Below are 17,103 nucleotides of genomic sequence, written 5' to 3'. Positions count from 1 at the left end.
TTATGCCGACATATTTCGCTGGGTTTGATTCTTCTACATTCCCCGGTAATGAACTGATGGGCTGGTTCCAAGAAAATACCAACCTGACATGGTGTGGGTATTATCTTGCCGCAGCGCCGAGCCATGAAGATACGAGCTGGATGGGACAACGAGCAACCCTGCAGTCTGACGGCTGGGGATTAGCGCCAATATACGTTGGGCAGCAAGTCACCGGTCCGGGTTCTCATGAAGTAACGCCGTCGCAGGGTTCAGAAGACGGCCAACACACGGTGCAACTCATGAATAGCGAGGGCTTTCCCGCCAACAGTTGGGTCTATCTGGATCTCGAAAATGGCCCGCCTTACCCAACTGCGCAATCCGGCTATGTACAGGCGTGGGCAAGCGCGGTGCAAACCGGAGGATATCTCGCAGGAATTTACTGCTCTCATGACCTGGCTGCCGCGGTACAACAACAATTACCTGCCAGCCGTATCTGGGCATTCAGGGTAAACACAACCGAACAGGAACCCTTTCCTGGCACAGATTTTCCGACGGTAGCGCCGGATGGGTGTGGATATCCGGAAGCCACAATGTGGCAACTGCGACAAAACTGTGTAGTTACCGCTGGTGATGACGCCTGTTCTCTGACGGTGGACCTCAGCAGCAGTACGGTTAAGGATCCTTCCTGCTAAAACGGGCAATCACTCATAAACCGTCCCTGTCATCAATCAGGTATGACATAAACCAATACAACCGGTAGGTTCAGATGTTTATGCAAAATTCATGTTTCAGCCGCTTTTTATCTGCTTTTTTCCGTCGGCACAGCCTGCTGGTCATGTTGATGGTCGGTCTGGTCTTGCCCGCGTTGGTACAGGCGGCAGAGACGAATACGGCATCCCCTCTTCCCCCGGCGGCGATATCGTTGCCGCCGATGTCCAGCCCGGCCAGCGTATCCGGAATAGCCGGCTCCGGACAGTTGCTCCCACCAACACCGGTGAATCCATTGCCTTATATCGCCGTTAGTCCATTACCCAAAACTTTGACGTATTTGATTCTGGCCGGCATCACGCTGATATGGGTGTGCGCGCTTGGCGTAGTGACAAAAACACTGCGCAAAGATCAATGGAGTTTGAAGAATGCGCTTGAGGAGGAAGTCGAGCTGCCCGCCGGCACGCCGCCGCCGGCATCCGGCGTCATGCCATTGATGGTAGCCAGTACCTCGAGGCTGATCGCGTTGATAGGGACTATCATTCTCGGGACGTTTTTTCTGGCGATTGGCTATTATGTGGTCTGGCAACTCTGTAACGGTCAACCCATCCAGGATGCGCTCGATGCCTGGCGCTATTTTCTGGCTGGTACAACATTGTTCCTGCCCTACGGCTTTAACAAGGCATCGTCATTATTTAAGTAACCGAAAAAGCCATATGGATAGCGCACACAGGCTGGCCCGGTAGCTATCATCCATTGATAAACTGATTAAAATTAATATCTATCGCACGTATTCTGATCGGTATTGACGTCGAAGCCAAAAGTCAGATATGCAGAGCGCCTGTACAGAGTGGAAGCAGATCCAGTCTCATGCCGCAGCCATCAGCAATGCGCAGACAACGACACAGTTTGTGACGGTGTGATTGAAATATAAAAAAATAATAATTTTCCTTATACCATAGGGGGAATGAGACATTCGCTGTGGCGGCGGCGCCCGGCCGTGCGCTCACCTGGATACCAGACCCGGCGCTGTAGGGAGAAGACGATGAAGCTTTCAGATTTAGGAGACAGAATTTGCATTATGGGGCCGTCAAACAGCGGCAAATCTACCCTTGCTAATGCGATTTCGCAGAAACGTAATCTGGAAGTGATCCATCTGGACCAACTTTTTCATGTCCCCCATTCAAACTGGCAAGAACGCCCTCTGAATGAGTTTATGTTATTGCATGAGCTGGCAATAAATAAGGAAAGCTGGGTCATCGATGGCAATTACAAAAGATGCCTGCCGCAGCGTTTGTCCCGCGCCACGGGACTGATTCTGCTGGATGTCTCTACGCTGTCGAGCTTGCTGCGTTATGTAAACCGGACGCTATTTCAATATAAGCGCTATGGTGGTCTGGAAGGGGGGCAAGACCGGCTTAACTGGAAAATGTTCCATCATATTGCTGCCGTCACGCCTAAAAACCGAAAACACTATGCTGAACTCTTTGACACGTTGACCATACCAAAAATCAAACTGACCTCGATTAACGACATTAATAAACAGTTTGATGAATGGGAGCTCACGAGATAGCCATCTCAATCATCAGCCATATTGGCCCGTCATAACAGTCCACCATAAATAATCCGCCATAATCCCCCGTTATTGATAAGCGTCGTTTTCAATACGTGGATATCGCGACCGGCCCGGCCTGTAAGCTGCTTTCATCCGGACGTGATGCATCAATCGGCTTCATTCAGCAGCGCCGCTGCTGTTCGTGATTTCGACGTACCCTGGTCCGTCAGGCAGACCCTTCACTTCCACGCCTTGCGGCACCGCCACGCCCGGCACCACCGCACGTTGCTGCGGCACGCTGTCGGCATCCTGACGGAAGAGAACATAGCTGTTGCCGGCCTCGTCCGTGTGCAATGCCTCGACGGGAACGGCGATGCCGTGCTCATTACGATACGTGACCACCGACAGCCGGGCGCTCATCCCCAGCCGCAGACGCTGGCGCTGTTCCGCCGGCGGAGTAGCAAGAGTAACCAGCACATCGTAGCGGGCGCTGGCGGCGGCCATGTCGCCAGCGCGCCCTTCAATACCGATGGTCTGGATATGGCCGTTCAGCGTCAGCCCGGCAAAACCGTCGCCGCTGATCTCCACCGCCATCCCTTCGTGCAACTGATGCAGGTCGGCCTCTTCGAGACTGGCTACGACCTGTAGGCGATCAGGATTGATCAGCCCGAACAGCGGCATCCCCTGATTGGCCCGCATCCCCGGCTGCAATGGCTGGCGTTTATCGGTTTCCGGCGCGGCGGGGCGCACCAGTACGCCCGCAAACGGCGCACGCACCACCTGCTGCGCCTGCATCGCCATCAGCGTTTGATGGCGCGACTGAGCGTTAGCCAGTTCCATCTCGGCGATCTGACGGTTTTCGCCACGCCCCCGGTCCAGCGCCGCCTGCAATTCCTCCTGCGCGGCGGACAGATCGAGCCGTTGCGCCTGAGCCTGTTGAGCCAGCGCATCGACTTCCATTCTGGCGACGATGCCGCGCTCAAACAGGGTGCGGGTATCTTTCAGGTTGGCCTCGGTGTTCGTCAGGCTGATACGCGCGTTATTCAGGGTACGTCGCGCCCGCGCCACATCCTGACCTTGTTCCCAGTGCTGCATGTCCTGCACTGTGCGCTGCGCTTTTAGCAAGTCGGCCAGCGCCTGACGCAGTTGGATATCCAGCAGGCCGGTATCCAGCGTCAGCAACGGCTGGCCTGCTTCCACCCGTTGCCCTTCATTGACCAGCACGTCTTTGATCATGCCGTCAAACGGCGCGGAGAGCGTCAACGTGGCGGCGGCCTGAATCCGCCCGGTCAACCCCAGACGGTTTTCCAGCACCTGCGGTTCAACGCGTAGCCATTGCGTCTGCGGCATGGCGCTGGTCGCCGGCGGCCAGAACGTCCAGATAGTCGCCGCCACGCCCAGCGCGAGGGCGACCATCAGCGCCAGGCGCCGGCGCAGCGGGCGTTGCCGGTATCGTGAAAGATTAATCATTGAGTGAGATATCCCAGCTTTGCAGCGTCGTACCCAGCGTTTGATCCAGATCGGCCTGGGTGTTGAGATAGGTAATCAGGGCGCTGAGCCGGGCGTTTTCGGCGTTACGCAGATCGGTTTCAAAACTCAGCACCTGAAAGTTGCTGGAGCGCCCGGCGGTGAGTTTTTCCCGTTCGATATCCAGCTTGCGACGCGAAAGATCCCGCGCGCGCTGGGCTATCTCAAACTGGCGCCAGCGGGTGCCGATATCGCGCACGGCGTTGGTGACGTCGCGCTCCAGTTGCTGGCGGCTTTCGGCGAGCTGAATGCGTTGATTCTGCACGTTAACCCGCGCCTGCACCTCCGCCTGCTGCTGACTCATATCGCCGATGGGAATGTCCACCTGCACGCCGACATAGTTCTCCCAGTTGCGCGACCCGCCCACCGCGCTGTTGCGATCGCGCAGCTGGCTGGTTCCCCCTACCAGCGACACATCCCACAGGCGGTCATTGCGCGCCACCGCCAGACTAATGTCGGCCTGTTTATCGACGATCAGTTGCGTAAGGTAGGCGGGTTGCAGCGCCTCGGCCTGAGACAACGCGGCGGCGGGGCTGACGTCGACGCGGCTGGCCTGCAACCGCTCGGTCGCGCGGACAGGCGTGCGCAAATCCAGCGCCAGCAGTTGCAGCAGCGCCAGGCGGCTGACGTCAAGCTGATTGATCGCTTCTTCACGGGACAGCTCCTGAGTCGCGACATCCGCTTCCGTCTGGATGATTTCGAATTCGGCCATGCGCCCGGCGGCGATCAGAGAGCGGTTGACCTCCAGCAACTGGCGTGAACGCGCCAGCGCTTCATCGGCAATGTTCAATTGCTCCTGCGCCTGCAGCAACGCCCGATAGGCCATGATGACTTGGGTAATAGTCCGGGCGACGGTGGCCTTCAGCGTCAGCCGGTTGATCTGCTCGGACAGCTTTGCCAGCCGCACCGGCGCGGTGGCGATCTCTTTACCTGCACCGCGCAGCAACGGCTGGATAACCGTGATCGTGGCGCCGTCATTGCGGGTACGACCGGCTTCATCCGCCAGCGTGGAGCGGTGCGTCCAGGCCAGACTCACGCGGGTGCCATAAGGCGTCAGCAGCGTGGTGGTGGGCGCGATTTCGCCCTGACGGTAGCGGTCATCCTGATTGCGCGCCGCCAGATAGCTGCCGCTCAACACCAGCTTGGGAGTAAAGCGGTCTTCGGCCACCAGCAGGTCGAATTTCTGCGCGACGCGATCCAGATAGGCGCTACGAATGGCGCGGTTATCGCGCAAGCCAAGATAGATAGCGTCGCTTAGCGTCAGATCGATAATCTGCGCGTTGGGAGACAAGGTGCTGCTGCCCGCACGGGTCGCCTGAGAAGGCAGCAGGCGGTCGGTCAGCGCGGCGGACGCATCCAGCCCAACCAGCAGCAACAGGACGAAGGCAACCGTTCTAATCATCACGCAGCGCCTTTACCGGCTCCAGCCGGGCCGCCGTCAGGGCGGGATGCAGACCAAAGAACACCCCGACCGCCAGCGAACTGATCATGCCCAAAGGCAGCGACAGCGGGGACAAAGCAAAAGTCCAGCCGGACATGTTCACAAACAACCAGGCGGCGAGCAGGCCGACAATCGCTCCGGCCAGCGCGCCGACGATCGCCAACGCCGCCGCCTCCAGCAGAAACAGGCGGCCAATATCTTTTGGGCGGGCGCCCAGCGCCATACGCACACCGATTTCGCGTCGCCGTCCGGCAACGTTCATCACCATGACGTTCATCACGCCCACGCCTCCCATCAGCAGCGACACGCCGCCCAATCCGGCGAGCAGCCAGGTAAAGGTGCGCGACTGCCGCGCCATACCTTCCAGCAGTTGCTGCGAGAGTTGCACCGACACCTCGCGTCCCGGCGCCAATGCCATCATATAATCACGCAGTGCCGCAGCCTCTTGCTGCAACGTTTCACTACGGCGGCTGCGCGCCACCACGCTGCTGATTTCAGGAGAGGAGAGAAGACGGTGCATGCCTTCGATAGGCAGGATGATAGCCTCGTCCACCGGCACCGGAAGCAACGGGTTTTGCCCCTGCTCTTGTAAAATCCCTACTACCTCAAACAGATAACCGCCAAGCTGTATTCGGCTGCCAAGCGTCGCCGGCGTACCGGCTTCGCCCAGTTCGACCGCCGTTTTCGCGCCAAGCACGGCGTAGGTGCTCTGGCGATCGTAACGGGTCAGGAAGCGGCCATGTGCGACCCGCAACGCCAGCACCTGCGCCAGTTCGGCGCCGGCGCCGGCCACGATGGCATTAAATTGACGTCGGTGCAGGCGGGCAGTGGTCGAAGTGAGAATAAGCGGCGCGGCGTACCGGATTCCAGGCAAGGCGCGGGTTAGCGCGTCGATATCCAGCGTGGCGGGCACGCGGCGCTGGCTGGTCTGCGCCGCGTCGGCAAAGCCGGCGACCAGCATATCGCTGCCCATATCGCGAAAGGCGCGGAGGGCATCCGCCGCCGCGTTGTGGCCGATGTTCAGCAACGCTACCACCGCAGCGCACCCCACCGTGATGCCCAGCAACGCCAGCACCGCCCGTCGCCCTAACTGGCGCAGGCTATCCAACGGTTCGGTCAGCATGTAATGCAGAGAAGCGCCGTAGGGAGAACGGGCGACATCAGGTAAGGCCGCGTGCCGTTCTTCCGGCTGTTTCGCGGAATGTATCCCTTTGGCGTAGTCCCCGTCGCGCTTTAACACAAATACCGAGCCTTTATCGCATCAGGAAACAGTCTTTTCCGTCACCACGCGAGAGGCAGCAACCAGACGAGGAAACCGCCCGGCCCATTGTCTCTGCGCCGTCACGGATAAAATTTGAATGTTCACGCTATCCTCCCTGATTCGTGCTGTTAACTGACCCACACCTTTGTGGCAGAAACGGCGTGGGTCATTTCCCTGTCAATTAGTTATTGAGAGGGGATTTATAATTTCCGGTCCAGTTAAGGGCGTTACCGCTGGTATTGCTATTGAAGACAACCAGTTTGTAAGTACCGCCGGTGCTGCCCATCTGATAGGAAACATTGCGGCCTTCACTGACGCTACGCCAGCTTCCACCCACCTGCTGATACAACTTGAGCGTCAACGACAGAGAAACGGAAGAGGAACCAAAATTCGGCGTTAAAGACGCCATCAGGTATGCCGAGCAGTTGTACGTTTTGGAATAGATCTGCACTTCGGTTTGAGGATTAACCGAGCCCGATACCGGAACGGTCACACGGGTCGGGCCGCAACTTGCCGCGTTCGCCTGAGAGGCGGCGCCCAGAGCCAGCGCACTAACAACTAACAATTTTTTTAATGATTTAAGGTGCATGGAAACCTCCCTTGGTTTCGTTTTACGCTGTCATAAAAAAGACAGCATCCTTTATAAAATAAGGCAATAAGTCAGAAACTTTGCCGCTAGTCAATATCGACTCATCCGACCAAACCTTTACAAATAAATTAGTAACCATATAAAAACATTTAACTATTGATGTATTCCTGAACGCGGCCATCGCTCACCTGAATACGACGCTGCATCTGCCGGGCGATGGATTCGTCATGCGTGACCATCACCAGCGTCACCCCTTGTTCCCGGTTCAGCGCCAGCAATAACGACAGAATATCGCCGGCGGTCTGGCTATCGAGATTGCCGGTGGGTTCATCGGCCAGCAACAGTGACGGCTCGCCGGTGAGGGCGCGGGCGATGGCGACGCGCTGTCGCTGGCCGCCGGACAGATCCGCCGGGCGGTAATGGAGGCGCTCGGCCAGCCCAACCCGTTCCAGTTGACGCCTGGCCGCCTGATGGGCATCACGGTGGGAATAACCGCGATAGAGCAGCGGCAGCGCCGCGTTATCCAGCACGCTAAGACGCGGCAGCAGATTAAAGCTCTGAAAAACGAACCCGATAGTCTGGTTGCGTATTCTGGCGCGTTCATCGGCCGAAGCCTGCGCCATGTCACAGCCGTTCAGCCACAGTCGCCCCGACGAGGGTTTATCGAGCAGCCCGATAATGTTCAACAGCGTGCTTTTCCCTGAGCCGGAAGCGCCAACGATGGCGCAACTCTGCCCTGCGTCAACCGACAGGGAAACATTATGCAGAACCGGGTGCGACGCTAACGCGGAGGGATAAGCGTGGCTAACCTGTTCCAGCTGTATCAGACCGGGGGCCGATGTTCCCGGTGGCGTGTCGAACCGGCCTTCCTGCATGACTCCATCCTTTGGTGATGCCCGTTATTTCCGCCTGCCCGGCGCCGCCGGATACCGGGCAAGGCAACATCGCTTGCTCATTCGGGGCCAGATCATTCGCAATATTCAGACAGCGAATCATACACGAAACATAAAAAATGCATGACTAAACCATCATCATTGCCGGTAAAAAATGACGACACCGGCACACGCCTCACTGACCGGCACATCGCTGGAGAATATGCCGCATAACTCCTGAATACGTTGTCTGTTATTCCCGCAAAGGGGCGTGATGTCATCGCGGTAAGGCCATCAACCGGTATGCCGAGCAGGCAACAGCGATGGCATCAAGCCACCGGAAGCGCTCGATGGGGTCGTTCAAAGTGGGAGGGTTCCAGCTGCGGCGCGCAAGTGCGTACCACGCCGTCAGCTATTTCCAGACGCATACCGGAACGGGAAAACCTGAGGGTATCGCGGTTTGATCGCCGCCGGCGCTGGAGCCGGAGCATATTACGTCCGGCTTTATGGCATCCTTGCCATCAGCGAAGACGCGCAATCTTCATTGTTGGTCGTCGTCATTCGGGTCGACCGACTGCCAGATTTCAATTTCCCAGTTTCCATTGCTGCCATCGCATAAATACCGTTCAAAGCATACGCCTCTGGCCGGCCTATACCCATTCTGGGCAATCAGGTCATATAGCTCGCCCCAGGCTTTGGCGAATTCACCGTTGCTGACAATGGTATGCAAGACCGCGAACAATCCCTCTGGAATCGTTTCCTCGCGGACACCCAGCGTATTCTCGCCTATCGCTGTTTCAGCCGGCAGCACCAGCGCCACATCCGCCCGCAGCTGATCTTGTTCCGTTTCTGATGGATCGTCCCAGTAAAACGCCAGCGTTTCCGTCCAGGGCAATTGCTGCTCCTGCGCCCACGCAATCAGTTTCTGAAATCCATCGGGCACCGATTGATGATAAGGCCCGATAACGCGCAGGCAATGCACCTTTTTAGGCTGTGCCACGTCAAAACGCAGTGTCATATTTCCCCCTCATTGCTCGATTAACATTACTGTATATAAACACAGCATCATTAATCACACAACAAAAGCAGGGCTATTTGATAAACGTTTTTGACATTACCGAACCGCGCCGAAAGATGATTTTTTCATAAATAGCGCGACGTGCGGTCATTACGGGGACGATAGCCCGGCGCGAACGCGGCTCACACTACGGGGACGATAGCCCGGCGCGAACGCGGCTCACACTTTGCTCACCCGATACGTCTCAATCAGGTCGGCGTAATACGCCTGCTCCTGTTGAATTCGCTGCCGGATTTTATCGGGATTGTCGTACACCGGCTTCAGGTAATATTTTCGCAGCATTTCCAGATAGTCGTAGCTCACGATGGTGCGTTGCATCGCGTCCGCCAGCGGACGATAAACACTGTCCGGCATGCCGGCGGGTGCGAACCAGCCGTACCAGCCATTAATATTCATCGACGGAATCCCTTGCTCGCGGCAGGTCGGCACGTCATCCACCCCCGGCTGACGCAAACGGCTGGTAGAGGCGATCGCCCGCAGCTTGCCATTCTTATACAGATCGAGCGAGTTACCGGAAATCAGAAACGCCGCCGCCAGATGCCCGTTCAGCAAATCATCCACAATCATGGAAGTGCCATAGTAGGATTGCGGTTGCAGCGCCACGTTCTTTTCGCGCCCGAGCACCAGCTGCGCCATGTGGCCGGGAGAGCCAAACTGGGCAAAGCCGATATTGCTGAACTCCGGGTTGCTTTCCACCCAGCGCACATAATCGTCCAGGCTTTTTACCCTGGCGTCCACTATCGGCCCCAGCGTCAGCAGCAAGGTATACTCGCCGGTTATCGCCAGCGGCTTGAAATCAGTCAGAGGATTGTAGGGTAAGTGGTTGTAGATAGACGGGAAAATAATCAGCTGCGGCGATTGCGCCATCAGCAGCACGCTGCCATCGCCGGGCGATTTTTTCGCCGACATCACCGCCCTGATGCTGTTCTCACCGGGTTCGTTATACAGCCGATAACGGCGTGCACGATATTGAGATTCCAGCAGTACCGACACTTCGTTCGCCACCTTGCTGCCCAACCCGGTCTGGGCATAACCAAACATCACCACGCCTTCCTGCGGCGCGGCGGCCTGAGGTCCACGCGAATACAGCGCGGGGAATAGCAGCGAAGAGCAGCCCGCCAGGAATGTTCGCCGGGTCATAGCCATATGTTCGTCTCCCAATCGATTTGCGGATGTTCCATCAAGGCAGCCTCACCTCAGATCCGGCTGATGTGATAACTGTCAACCAACTCGCGGTAGTACTCCTGCTCATCGCGGATACGCTCCCGAATCCTGTCGGGCGACGACGACGCTACCGGCTTCAGAGAATAACGTTCCAGTACAGAGGCATAATGTTCATGCTGAATGCGCTGTTGTAACGCCTCGGCCAGCGGCGCGTAGACGCGGTCGGGCATTGAGGCCGGTGCAAACCAGCCGTACCAGCCGCTAATCGCCATTTCCGGCACGCCCTGTTCCTTGCAGGTCGGAATGTTTTCCCAGCCGGGATGACGTTCAGTGCTGGTAATGGCAACCGCGCGCAGGCGACCGCTTCGAAACGCGCTGGAGGCATTCCCCGAAATCACCAGCCCGGCGGAGAGGTAGCCATTCAGTAAATCCTCGATCATCATCGAAGAACCAAAGTAGGCCACCGGCTGGATCGCCACTTCTTTCTGGCGCGACAGAATCGCCTGCGCGATATGGCCGGTCGAGCCGAACTGGGTAAAACCGACATTACGGTATTCCGGGTTCCTCTCTACCCAACGCAGGTAGTCATCCAGCGTTTTGACCCGGGGATCCACCAGCTTGCCGACGGTCAGGAACAAGGTGTATTCCCCCATGATCGCCAGCGGCTCGAAATCCGTGAGCGGGTCATACGGCAAACTGCGATAGATCACCGGCAGCAGATTCATCTGCGGCGACTGGGCCTGCAACAGCGTGCGGCCATCGGGGGCAGCGCGTTTAACCGTCGAAACGGCGCGCAGGCTGTTTCCGCTGGGAATATTGACCAGCTTGTAAAGGTTCTGCTGATAAGATTGCGCCAGCGACGCCGCAGTATCGACCGCCAGTGAGCTGCCGATCCCGGTTTTGCCGTACCCGAAGATCAATTCGCCGGATGGCGCGGTTTCCGCGGCTCCCGCTCCCAACCAGGGCGCGACCATACAGGCGGAGGCGCCTGCCAGAAATGCACGTCGAGTCAATGTCATGTCACCCTCCCGCGTTACTGGTTAACTTCGGTTACTGGTTAAGCTCTGAAATAATCAAACGCCACAAACGTTTTCCCGACTGACTGGCCAGGCTCTCCGGCGCCAGCCGCAACACCACTACGCCCTGCGACGCCTGCTGATTGCGCAGGCTGGCGTCGCTAAACAGAAACTGGATTCGGTGCATCGCCACCACCGGCACCGCATCCCCTTTATCATTTTTCAGCGACGCGATCGGCCCGCCATACAGGACGCTCAGGGATTTCGGCGTGATAAATTCGGAGCTGTTCGGATCCAACTGTTCAACCTTGACCGGCAGGGACGGCATCGACAGGTTATTCGGGATAAATTTGCCCGTCAGGTCGGGCGACAGGCGGGAAACAAAGGTTTCATCCACATAGCCGATGATGTCCTGCTTGTCGCCTTCCAGAATCCGACCGATGACCTGATCCGGCGAAAACCACTGCCCCGGCTGCAGATTGGCGATCAAATCCACCACCACACCATCGACAGGCGAACGCCAGACCAGCTGCGCCAGTTGATTATCCAACCCGGCCAACGTTTCTTCCGCTTCCTGCAACTTCTGCCGCAGCGTCACGGTTTCCAGTTTTTCCGCCTCGGAACTGCTGATGCGGTTGAGCCGGAATTGCATCAGGTCATGCTCCATCATCGCCTGCTCGCGCTGAAAGGTGAGCTCCGGCGAGGAAAAACGCAGCAGCACCTGCCCCTGCCGCACCCGGTCGCCATTACCGATAGCGACCGTCTCCAGCCGCGCTTTATCCGGCGCGTGAATCAGGGTTTGCCCCTGGATATTCACCATGGCGGGGATATTGACGGTGCGGGGAAGAGGGCAAAAAAAGGCGATAATCGCCACGAACGGCAGCAATGTCAGCACCAGTTTACGTCTCCAGGTTATTTTCTCCCGGTGTCGAACCATATCTCTCCCCATCAGCAAAAGCGGCTGCAGCACATAGTGATAAAGGATGTAAGCGAATATCAGTATCCCGATGAGCGGAATGAAAAACCGATAAGCCAGGTAACCGATGCCCAGAATCAGAAACATTTGATACGCCAGCACCATCAGGCCATACAGCGCCATCAGCTTGGGGCGCAGGCCGCCGACCGGCTCCGGCTTGTCCAGCACCGGCCCCAGTACCCATCGGTGCCAGTAATAATTGAGCAGCGAGCGTGAGCGCGGCTGCAGGTTTTCCACCCCGGTCAGGTCGTTTAAAAAGTAGTAACCGTCAAAACGGGAAAACGGATTAAGGTTGATAGCCAGCGTCGTCACCCAACTGGTGGTCGCCAGCACAAAGCAGATGGAACGCAGCGTGCCCGGCGGCAGCAACGCCCATCCCGCGGTAGCCAGACCGGCGATCAGCGTTTCGGCCCCCACGCCGCCCAGCGCAATCCACATACGGCGACGCGGCTGGACAACCCGCGCCGCGTCGGTCAGATCGGTGTAAAACATCGGAAAGATAACAAACAGGGAAATGCCCATTTTCCCTACCCGACATCCCTGACGATACGCCACAAAGGCATGCCCCATTTCGTGAAACCACTTCAAAAACAGGATCGCCACGCCAAACCCCAGCACACCCTGCAGCGAATAGAAATCCCGAAAAGTGGCGAGGTAGCTGTCCCACTGTCTGGCCGTCAGATACAACCCGGCCAGCGTGACTACCAGCCAGAGCGTCAACAGCGCTCGGGTAAGCCAGCGAAGATGATGTCCGGCCACCAGGTTCAGCAGCGGCATCGGATCCCATAGCGGCAGTTGCCGGACGCTGGGTTTGCGCAGCAATAGCGCCTTGGGCTTTTCCTCCACCGATTCCGCGTAGTCCTGCGCCATCAGCAGATGCTGCTGGCGCAGAAACAGCGTCAGCGAACCGAACTGTTCAATATTGAAACGCAGCCCGCGCGAATCCAGCAGCGGTTTCAGTTGACCGATGGTGCGGCAGCCGGGCCGGGAAATCAGCATCACATCACTTTCCGGCAACTGAAAGAAACGATGCTGCCAGGGATCGTAAATGCGCCAGCTCATCTCTCCGTCGCTGCCGGGGCTGGATTCGAGTTGCAGTTCCTGACGTAAACGGGGCAGCGCCGTGCTGTCGTCAACCATATTCAGATCCCCAGAAATTGTCTGGCCGACGCAATCGGACGGCGCAACAGCTGAAACCACAGCGGCACGTCTTCCGTGTAGATGCGCGCGGTTCCCCGGGCGCCGATACGCGGGTAGACGTCGTCGCTATCCGCTTCGGCCAGCAGCGTATAACTGCTGACGCCCTCCGGCGTGATCTGCGGGGTATAACTGAACGTGGTCAGCGTGGCGTTATAGGATTTCAACGGCGAACTGTCGAGAAAGATGCGGATCCGGTCGCCGACTTTAAGGTGGATGCTGTCATTGACCGGCAGCGCAATCTGATACTGGATCTTTTGCGGATCCGCCACCTGCATGATCTCCTCGCCCACCCGCACGGTTTTGCCTTCCCAGTCGCGCTTATTGGTATAGATGGCGATGCCGGATTGCGGTGCGACGGCTTTGGTGCGCTGGTAAATGTCCGTCATGTACTGATAGCGCCCCCTCGCCAGCAGGTATTCGGTACTGGCGACCGCCATCTCCTGACGGAATTTTTCATCCTCAAACGCCGAGGCGTTGACCTGGCCGCTGTGCGCTTCCGCGACCGCCAGTTCCTGCCCGGCCAGCACCATTTCGTTGTAGGGTTTCAGATCTTCGAACTGCACCAGCGACGTTCCGGACGCCACCTGACTGTTGGGCGCGACCAGAATCTGACGTACCACGCCATCGATGGGCGCGGTCAGGCGGTAGGGATCGCGGGCGATCACCTCCACCGGCGCCACCACGCTGAGCGGCACCGGAATAAACCCGCCCGCCGCCAGAATAGCCGGCACCAGCCACAGACAGTGACGCAGCAGCCGCGTTCCCTGCGACAGCCGCGGCTCGCGCCGCAACGCCAGCCACGCATGGGTATACGTTTCGGACAGACGCAGCGCCAGCGACTGCTCGGCTTCATTAAAGTCCTGCTCGCTGCGCAGGTAGAGCACCCCGGCTTCCGGCTGCTCTCGATAGCCGAGCGGCAACCAGAGCCCATGTTGCAGCGGATAGTTTTTCAGTTCGACTGCCGTCGCCTGCTGCAGATTCATGACCCGGCAGTCCTCCAGCGCCTGGCCTTTTTTATTGAGAAACCGCTCCAGCGCCAGCAGCAACGGCGCTTTGCGTTCCACGCCCTTTACGTCCGATACCTGCACCACGCGCAATTTGCCGGAGAACTGATTGCGCTGCCAGACAATCGCCTGCTCATAGGGCAACAGCTGCCGCACCGCATTGGCGATATGCGCTTTCATGAGCCGTTCGTCCGCCAGCTTTCTGATCGCGGCTTCAAACTGCAGCAGTTTCAGGGCGGGCAGCGCCAGTTGCCCCAACGGCGCAGCGTTGTTATTGCTTTGTGCGGGGATCGTATTATTCATGACCGTCCCCCTGTGGTTTTAAGGCATTCGGCTGTTTTAAGACATCAGACTGTTTTAAGACGGCCGACTGTTTGAAAATGACCGAGCCGCTCATACCGGGCCCAAACACCTGGTGGTTCAATGCGTCGGCATCGAGCTGGCCGATAATTTTTACCGTCTTGCTCACCGCGTCGATTTGCGGCAACACCTGAGTGACATGGCCCTGATAAGCCGACTGGGTTTCATCCACCATAAACTGGAGCGGAATGTCGGCCTTCAACCAGTTCAGCCACGAAGACGGCACAATCACGTTCAGCTCCAGCGCGCTCGGGTCCACAATGGTCATCAACGGCTGGCTAACCGACACCGCTTCATACGGCGAGACTTTCAGTTCCTGCACCACGCCGGCGAAAGGCGCGCGAATTTCGCAATAACTGATTTGAATCGCCAGCCCGCGCGCTTTGGCGACCGCCTGATTGTATTCCGCCTGTGAGGTGAGCAAATCATAACGCCCCACCGACTGGAATTTATCCAGCTCGATATTGGTATCCCAGGCGTTCTTTTTTACCTTCACTTCTTCATTGGCCGCGTCCGCCTCGGCACGAGGACGCGCGCAATTAAACCCGACCAGCAGGTCGCCTTTTTTAAACGCCATTCCTTCGCGAAACGGAATTTGTAATACCTGGGCGCCCAGTTCCGAAGAGAGCGTGGCCCGATTTATCGCCCGCAAAATACCATGCGCCTGATAAACGCCATTCTCTTCAGCAAAAGCCCGGTTACCCGATAATACCGCGCGGGAATTCCCTTTCATCACCGCCCCATTTTTTTCCGACGCATTGTTTTCCGGCCCGGCGCCGTGGGCGGAAAACGACAGGGCGGCAATCACCAAAATAATAACGAGTCGACAGTTTTTCATGGATTTTCCCGCCTTGATACTTCCGGTAAGGTGGTAATTTCTTCCGTCCAATAAAACTGGAGTTTTTTCGCAATACTGGAGACGGAATCCTTTTCAGTAATGTCAGAATCAAAATTATCGATACCCATTGAGGCATACAGATTGGCGTAGGCATTCTGTAAATCGGCGTAGGCGGTGTCGTAACGCACCTCGTCCAGAATGGTTTTCATCTCAACCTGTACCAGATCCATCTGGCTGATGATTTTTCCCTGAAAACCAGCACGGGTCAGTTCTAATATATTGTCCTGAACCTCATGACTCTGACGCACCGTATTTAACTCCTGAGAAAGACGGATAAAACGCGCCCTGGCGACATAGATTTGCGTAAGAATAGCCATTATCAGCGCATCCTCACGCGCCTGAATCACTTTCGCTTCGGCCTGCACCACCTTATGCTGCATCGGATAACTGAAGACATTCATCAGATTCCAGCTGACCGTGCCGGAGAGATTCGTCCATTCATTGTTATAGAGATATTTATTGGTGTCGTAATTCATGCCCAATAACGTTTTAAATGAAGGCAAATTGCGAACCCACTGTTTCGTCAATTCATTATCATTGATCCGTTTTCGATAACTGGATTCACGCAATTCAGAGCGGTATTTCAACCCAATCAATATCATCTGCTCCGCCGAACCGGGTAATTCCGGCACGACGGCGGTCCGGTCCGGCAGAACCAATTTGAACGGTGTTTCGGGTTTCAGGTTAATCAGCGCCGCCAGCTGCTTTTTGGCAAAAAACAATTCACGCTGCATGCGCTGCACATTAGCCTGAATCTCCAGCAGATCATGCTGATAGTTCAGCACCTTTAGCGGCGACACGTTGCGCCGTTTCGCCAGTTGTTCGGACTGGTACAAGGTTTTCTGCGCCAGCGCTTCCAGCTTGATCAGTTTTTCATGGGTACGGTCGGCGCTGACCGCCCGCCAGTAAGCCGTACGCACATCCTCCAGAATACGGCTGATGACCTTACGTCGCCGCTCCTGGGAGATATATTGCTCGTCCACATTCTGTTTGTTCTGAATATAGGACAGGCCGAAATCCAGAATATCCCAACTGGCCGCTAACTGAGCGGTATAGGTACGCCGTTCGGAAGATGTCGAAGACTGCAACGACTGGCTGCCGTCGATCAATGAACGACTGCTGGAGCCGGAGTCATTGTTGCGCTGACTGCCGCCCACCGACGCCACCACCGACGGAAACATGCCAAGCCTTCCCAGCTCGCTGAGTTTGCTTTTGTATTCCTCATCCATCAGTTCGATTTTCTGGTCGAGGTTGTATTTCAGCGCTCGCGCCATCGCTTCATACAACGAAATCGGCCCCGAAACCGCCTCATCACGGGACACGATCTCATTGATACGGTCATACGCACCCCAGGTTTGTTTATCGGTATCAATCGGTGGCGACGTCACCGCACACCCGGTAATCGTCACCACTCCCCAGACAGCAAAAGACGCCAAAACAGACTGTTTAATAAAATCAGGCATTGTGACATTCCA

15 protein-coding genes are annotated in these 17,103 nt (G+C 57.0%); 3 read left to right on the top strand and 12 right to left on the bottom strand.

Translation table 11 applies throughout. The features are described 5' to 3' along the window. The first annotated feature begins 2 nt into the window (after positions 1–2). From CVE23_RS04965 to CVE23_RS04955, 3 genes are all read left to right on the top strand, one after another. Positions 3–671: a glycoside hydrolase domain-containing protein gene (locus CVE23_RS04965; RefSeq protein WP_071605159.1), complete on the top strand. Its 669-nt coding sequence runs from the start codon at positions 3–5 to the stop codon at positions 669–671. A 74-nt stretch (positions 672–745) separates the two neighbouring features. Continuing rightward, complete coding sequence (locus CVE23_RS04960; RefSeq protein WP_100849024.1) at positions 746–1,390, top strand: hypothetical protein; 645 nt, start codon at positions 746–748, stop codon at positions 1,388–1,390. Between the two features lie 342 nt (positions 1,391–1,732). Continuing rightward, positions 1,733–2,260 (top strand): P-loop NTPase family protein, encoded by a 528-nt coding sequence (locus CVE23_RS04955; protein ID WP_038918018.1) that lies wholly within the window; start codon positions 1,733–1,735, stop codon positions 2,258–2,260. Positions 2,261–2,419: 159 nt separating this feature from the next. Here CVE23_RS04955 and CVE23_RS04950 read toward each other — a convergent pair whose 3' ends face one another. The 12 genes from CVE23_RS04950 to CVE23_RS04895 all read right to left on the bottom strand — a co-directional run bounded on the left by CVE23_RS04950 (position 2,420) and on the right by CVE23_RS04895 (position 17,091). Beyond that, a complete protein-coding gene (locus CVE23_RS04950) occupies positions 2,420–3,712 on the bottom strand; it encodes an efflux RND transporter periplasmic adaptor subunit (RefSeq protein WP_100849023.1) in 1,293 nt (430 codons plus the stop codon). After that, positions 3,705–5,171, bottom strand: coding sequence for a TolC family protein (locus CVE23_RS04945; protein WP_100849022.1), 1,467 nt, complete (start codon positions 5,169–5,171; stop codon positions 3,705–3,707). Before CVE23_RS04945 ends, CVE23_RS04950 begins: the two co-directional genes overlap by 8 nt. Then, the gene (locus CVE23_RS04940; protein WP_100849021.1) at positions 5,164–6,450 is read right to left on the bottom strand and encodes an ABC transporter permease; all 1,287 of its coding nucleotides are present in this window, start codon (positions 6,448–6,450) and stop codon (positions 5,164–5,166) included. Before CVE23_RS04940 ends, CVE23_RS04945 begins: the two co-directional genes overlap by 8 nt. Before the next feature lie 202 nt (positions 6,451–6,652). Next, positions 6,653–7,060, bottom strand: a complete 408-nt coding sequence (locus CVE23_RS04935; protein ID WP_038918013.1) for a hypothetical protein — start codon at positions 7,058–7,060, stop codon at positions 6,653–6,655. A gap of 149 nt (positions 7,061–7,209) precedes the next feature. Continuing rightward, positions 7,210–7,935 (bottom strand): ABC transporter ATP-binding protein, encoded by a 726-nt coding sequence (locus tag CVE23_RS04930; protein ID WP_100849020.1) that lies wholly within the window; start codon positions 7,933–7,935, stop codon positions 7,210–7,212. A 538-nt stretch (positions 7,936–8,473) separates the two neighbouring features. Further along, on the bottom strand, positions 8,474–8,950 hold the full coding sequence (locus CVE23_RS04925; RefSeq protein WP_038918012.1) for a GyrI-like domain-containing protein: 477 nt from the start codon (positions 8,948–8,950) through the stop codon (positions 8,474–8,476). A gap of 219 nt (positions 8,951–9,169) precedes the next feature. After that, on the bottom strand, positions 9,170–10,156 hold the full coding sequence (locus CVE23_RS04920) for a Bug family tripartite tricarboxylate transporter substrate binding protein (RefSeq protein WP_100849019.1): 987 nt from the start codon (positions 10,154–10,156) through the stop codon (positions 9,170–9,172). Positions 10,157–10,206: 50 nt separating this feature from the next. Then, complete coding sequence (locus tag CVE23_RS04915) at positions 10,207–11,193, bottom strand: Bug family tripartite tricarboxylate transporter substrate binding protein (protein WP_072093963.1); 987 nt, start codon at positions 11,191–11,193, stop codon at positions 10,207–10,209. 31 nt (positions 11,194–11,224) lie between these two features. After that, entirely contained in the window at positions 11,225–13,306 is a 2,082-nt protein-coding gene (locus tag CVE23_RS04910) for a biotin/lipoyl-binding protein (protein WP_049854429.1), read from the bottom strand. Positions 13,307–13,308: 2 nt separating this feature from the next. Beyond that, complete coding sequence (locus tag CVE23_RS04905) at positions 13,309–14,673, bottom strand: efflux RND transporter periplasmic adaptor subunit (RefSeq protein WP_049842530.1); 1,365 nt, start codon at positions 14,671–14,673, stop codon at positions 13,309–13,311. Further along, entirely contained in the window at positions 14,666–15,568 is a 903-nt protein-coding gene (locus CVE23_RS04900; protein WP_100849018.1) for an efflux RND transporter periplasmic adaptor subunit, read from the bottom strand. The genes CVE23_RS04905 and CVE23_RS04900 overlap by 8 nt, the downstream gene beginning before the upstream one ends. Next, positions 15,565–17,091, bottom strand: a complete 1,527-nt coding sequence (locus CVE23_RS04895) for a TolC family protein (RefSeq protein WP_100849017.1) — start codon at positions 17,089–17,091, stop codon at positions 15,565–15,567. Before CVE23_RS04895 ends, CVE23_RS04900 begins: the two co-directional genes overlap by 4 nt. Between the last annotated feature and the right edge of the window lie 12 nt (positions 17,092–17,103).

This window comes from Dickeya fangzhongdai, assembly GCF_002812485.1.
In the GTDB taxonomy this organism is placed as follows: Bacteria; Pseudomonadota; Gammaproteobacteria; order Enterobacterales; family Enterobacteriaceae; genus Dickeya; species Dickeya fangzhongdai.
Note: the sequence above shows the minus strand (reverse complement) of the source record. Positions and strands in the feature narration are given on the sequence as shown.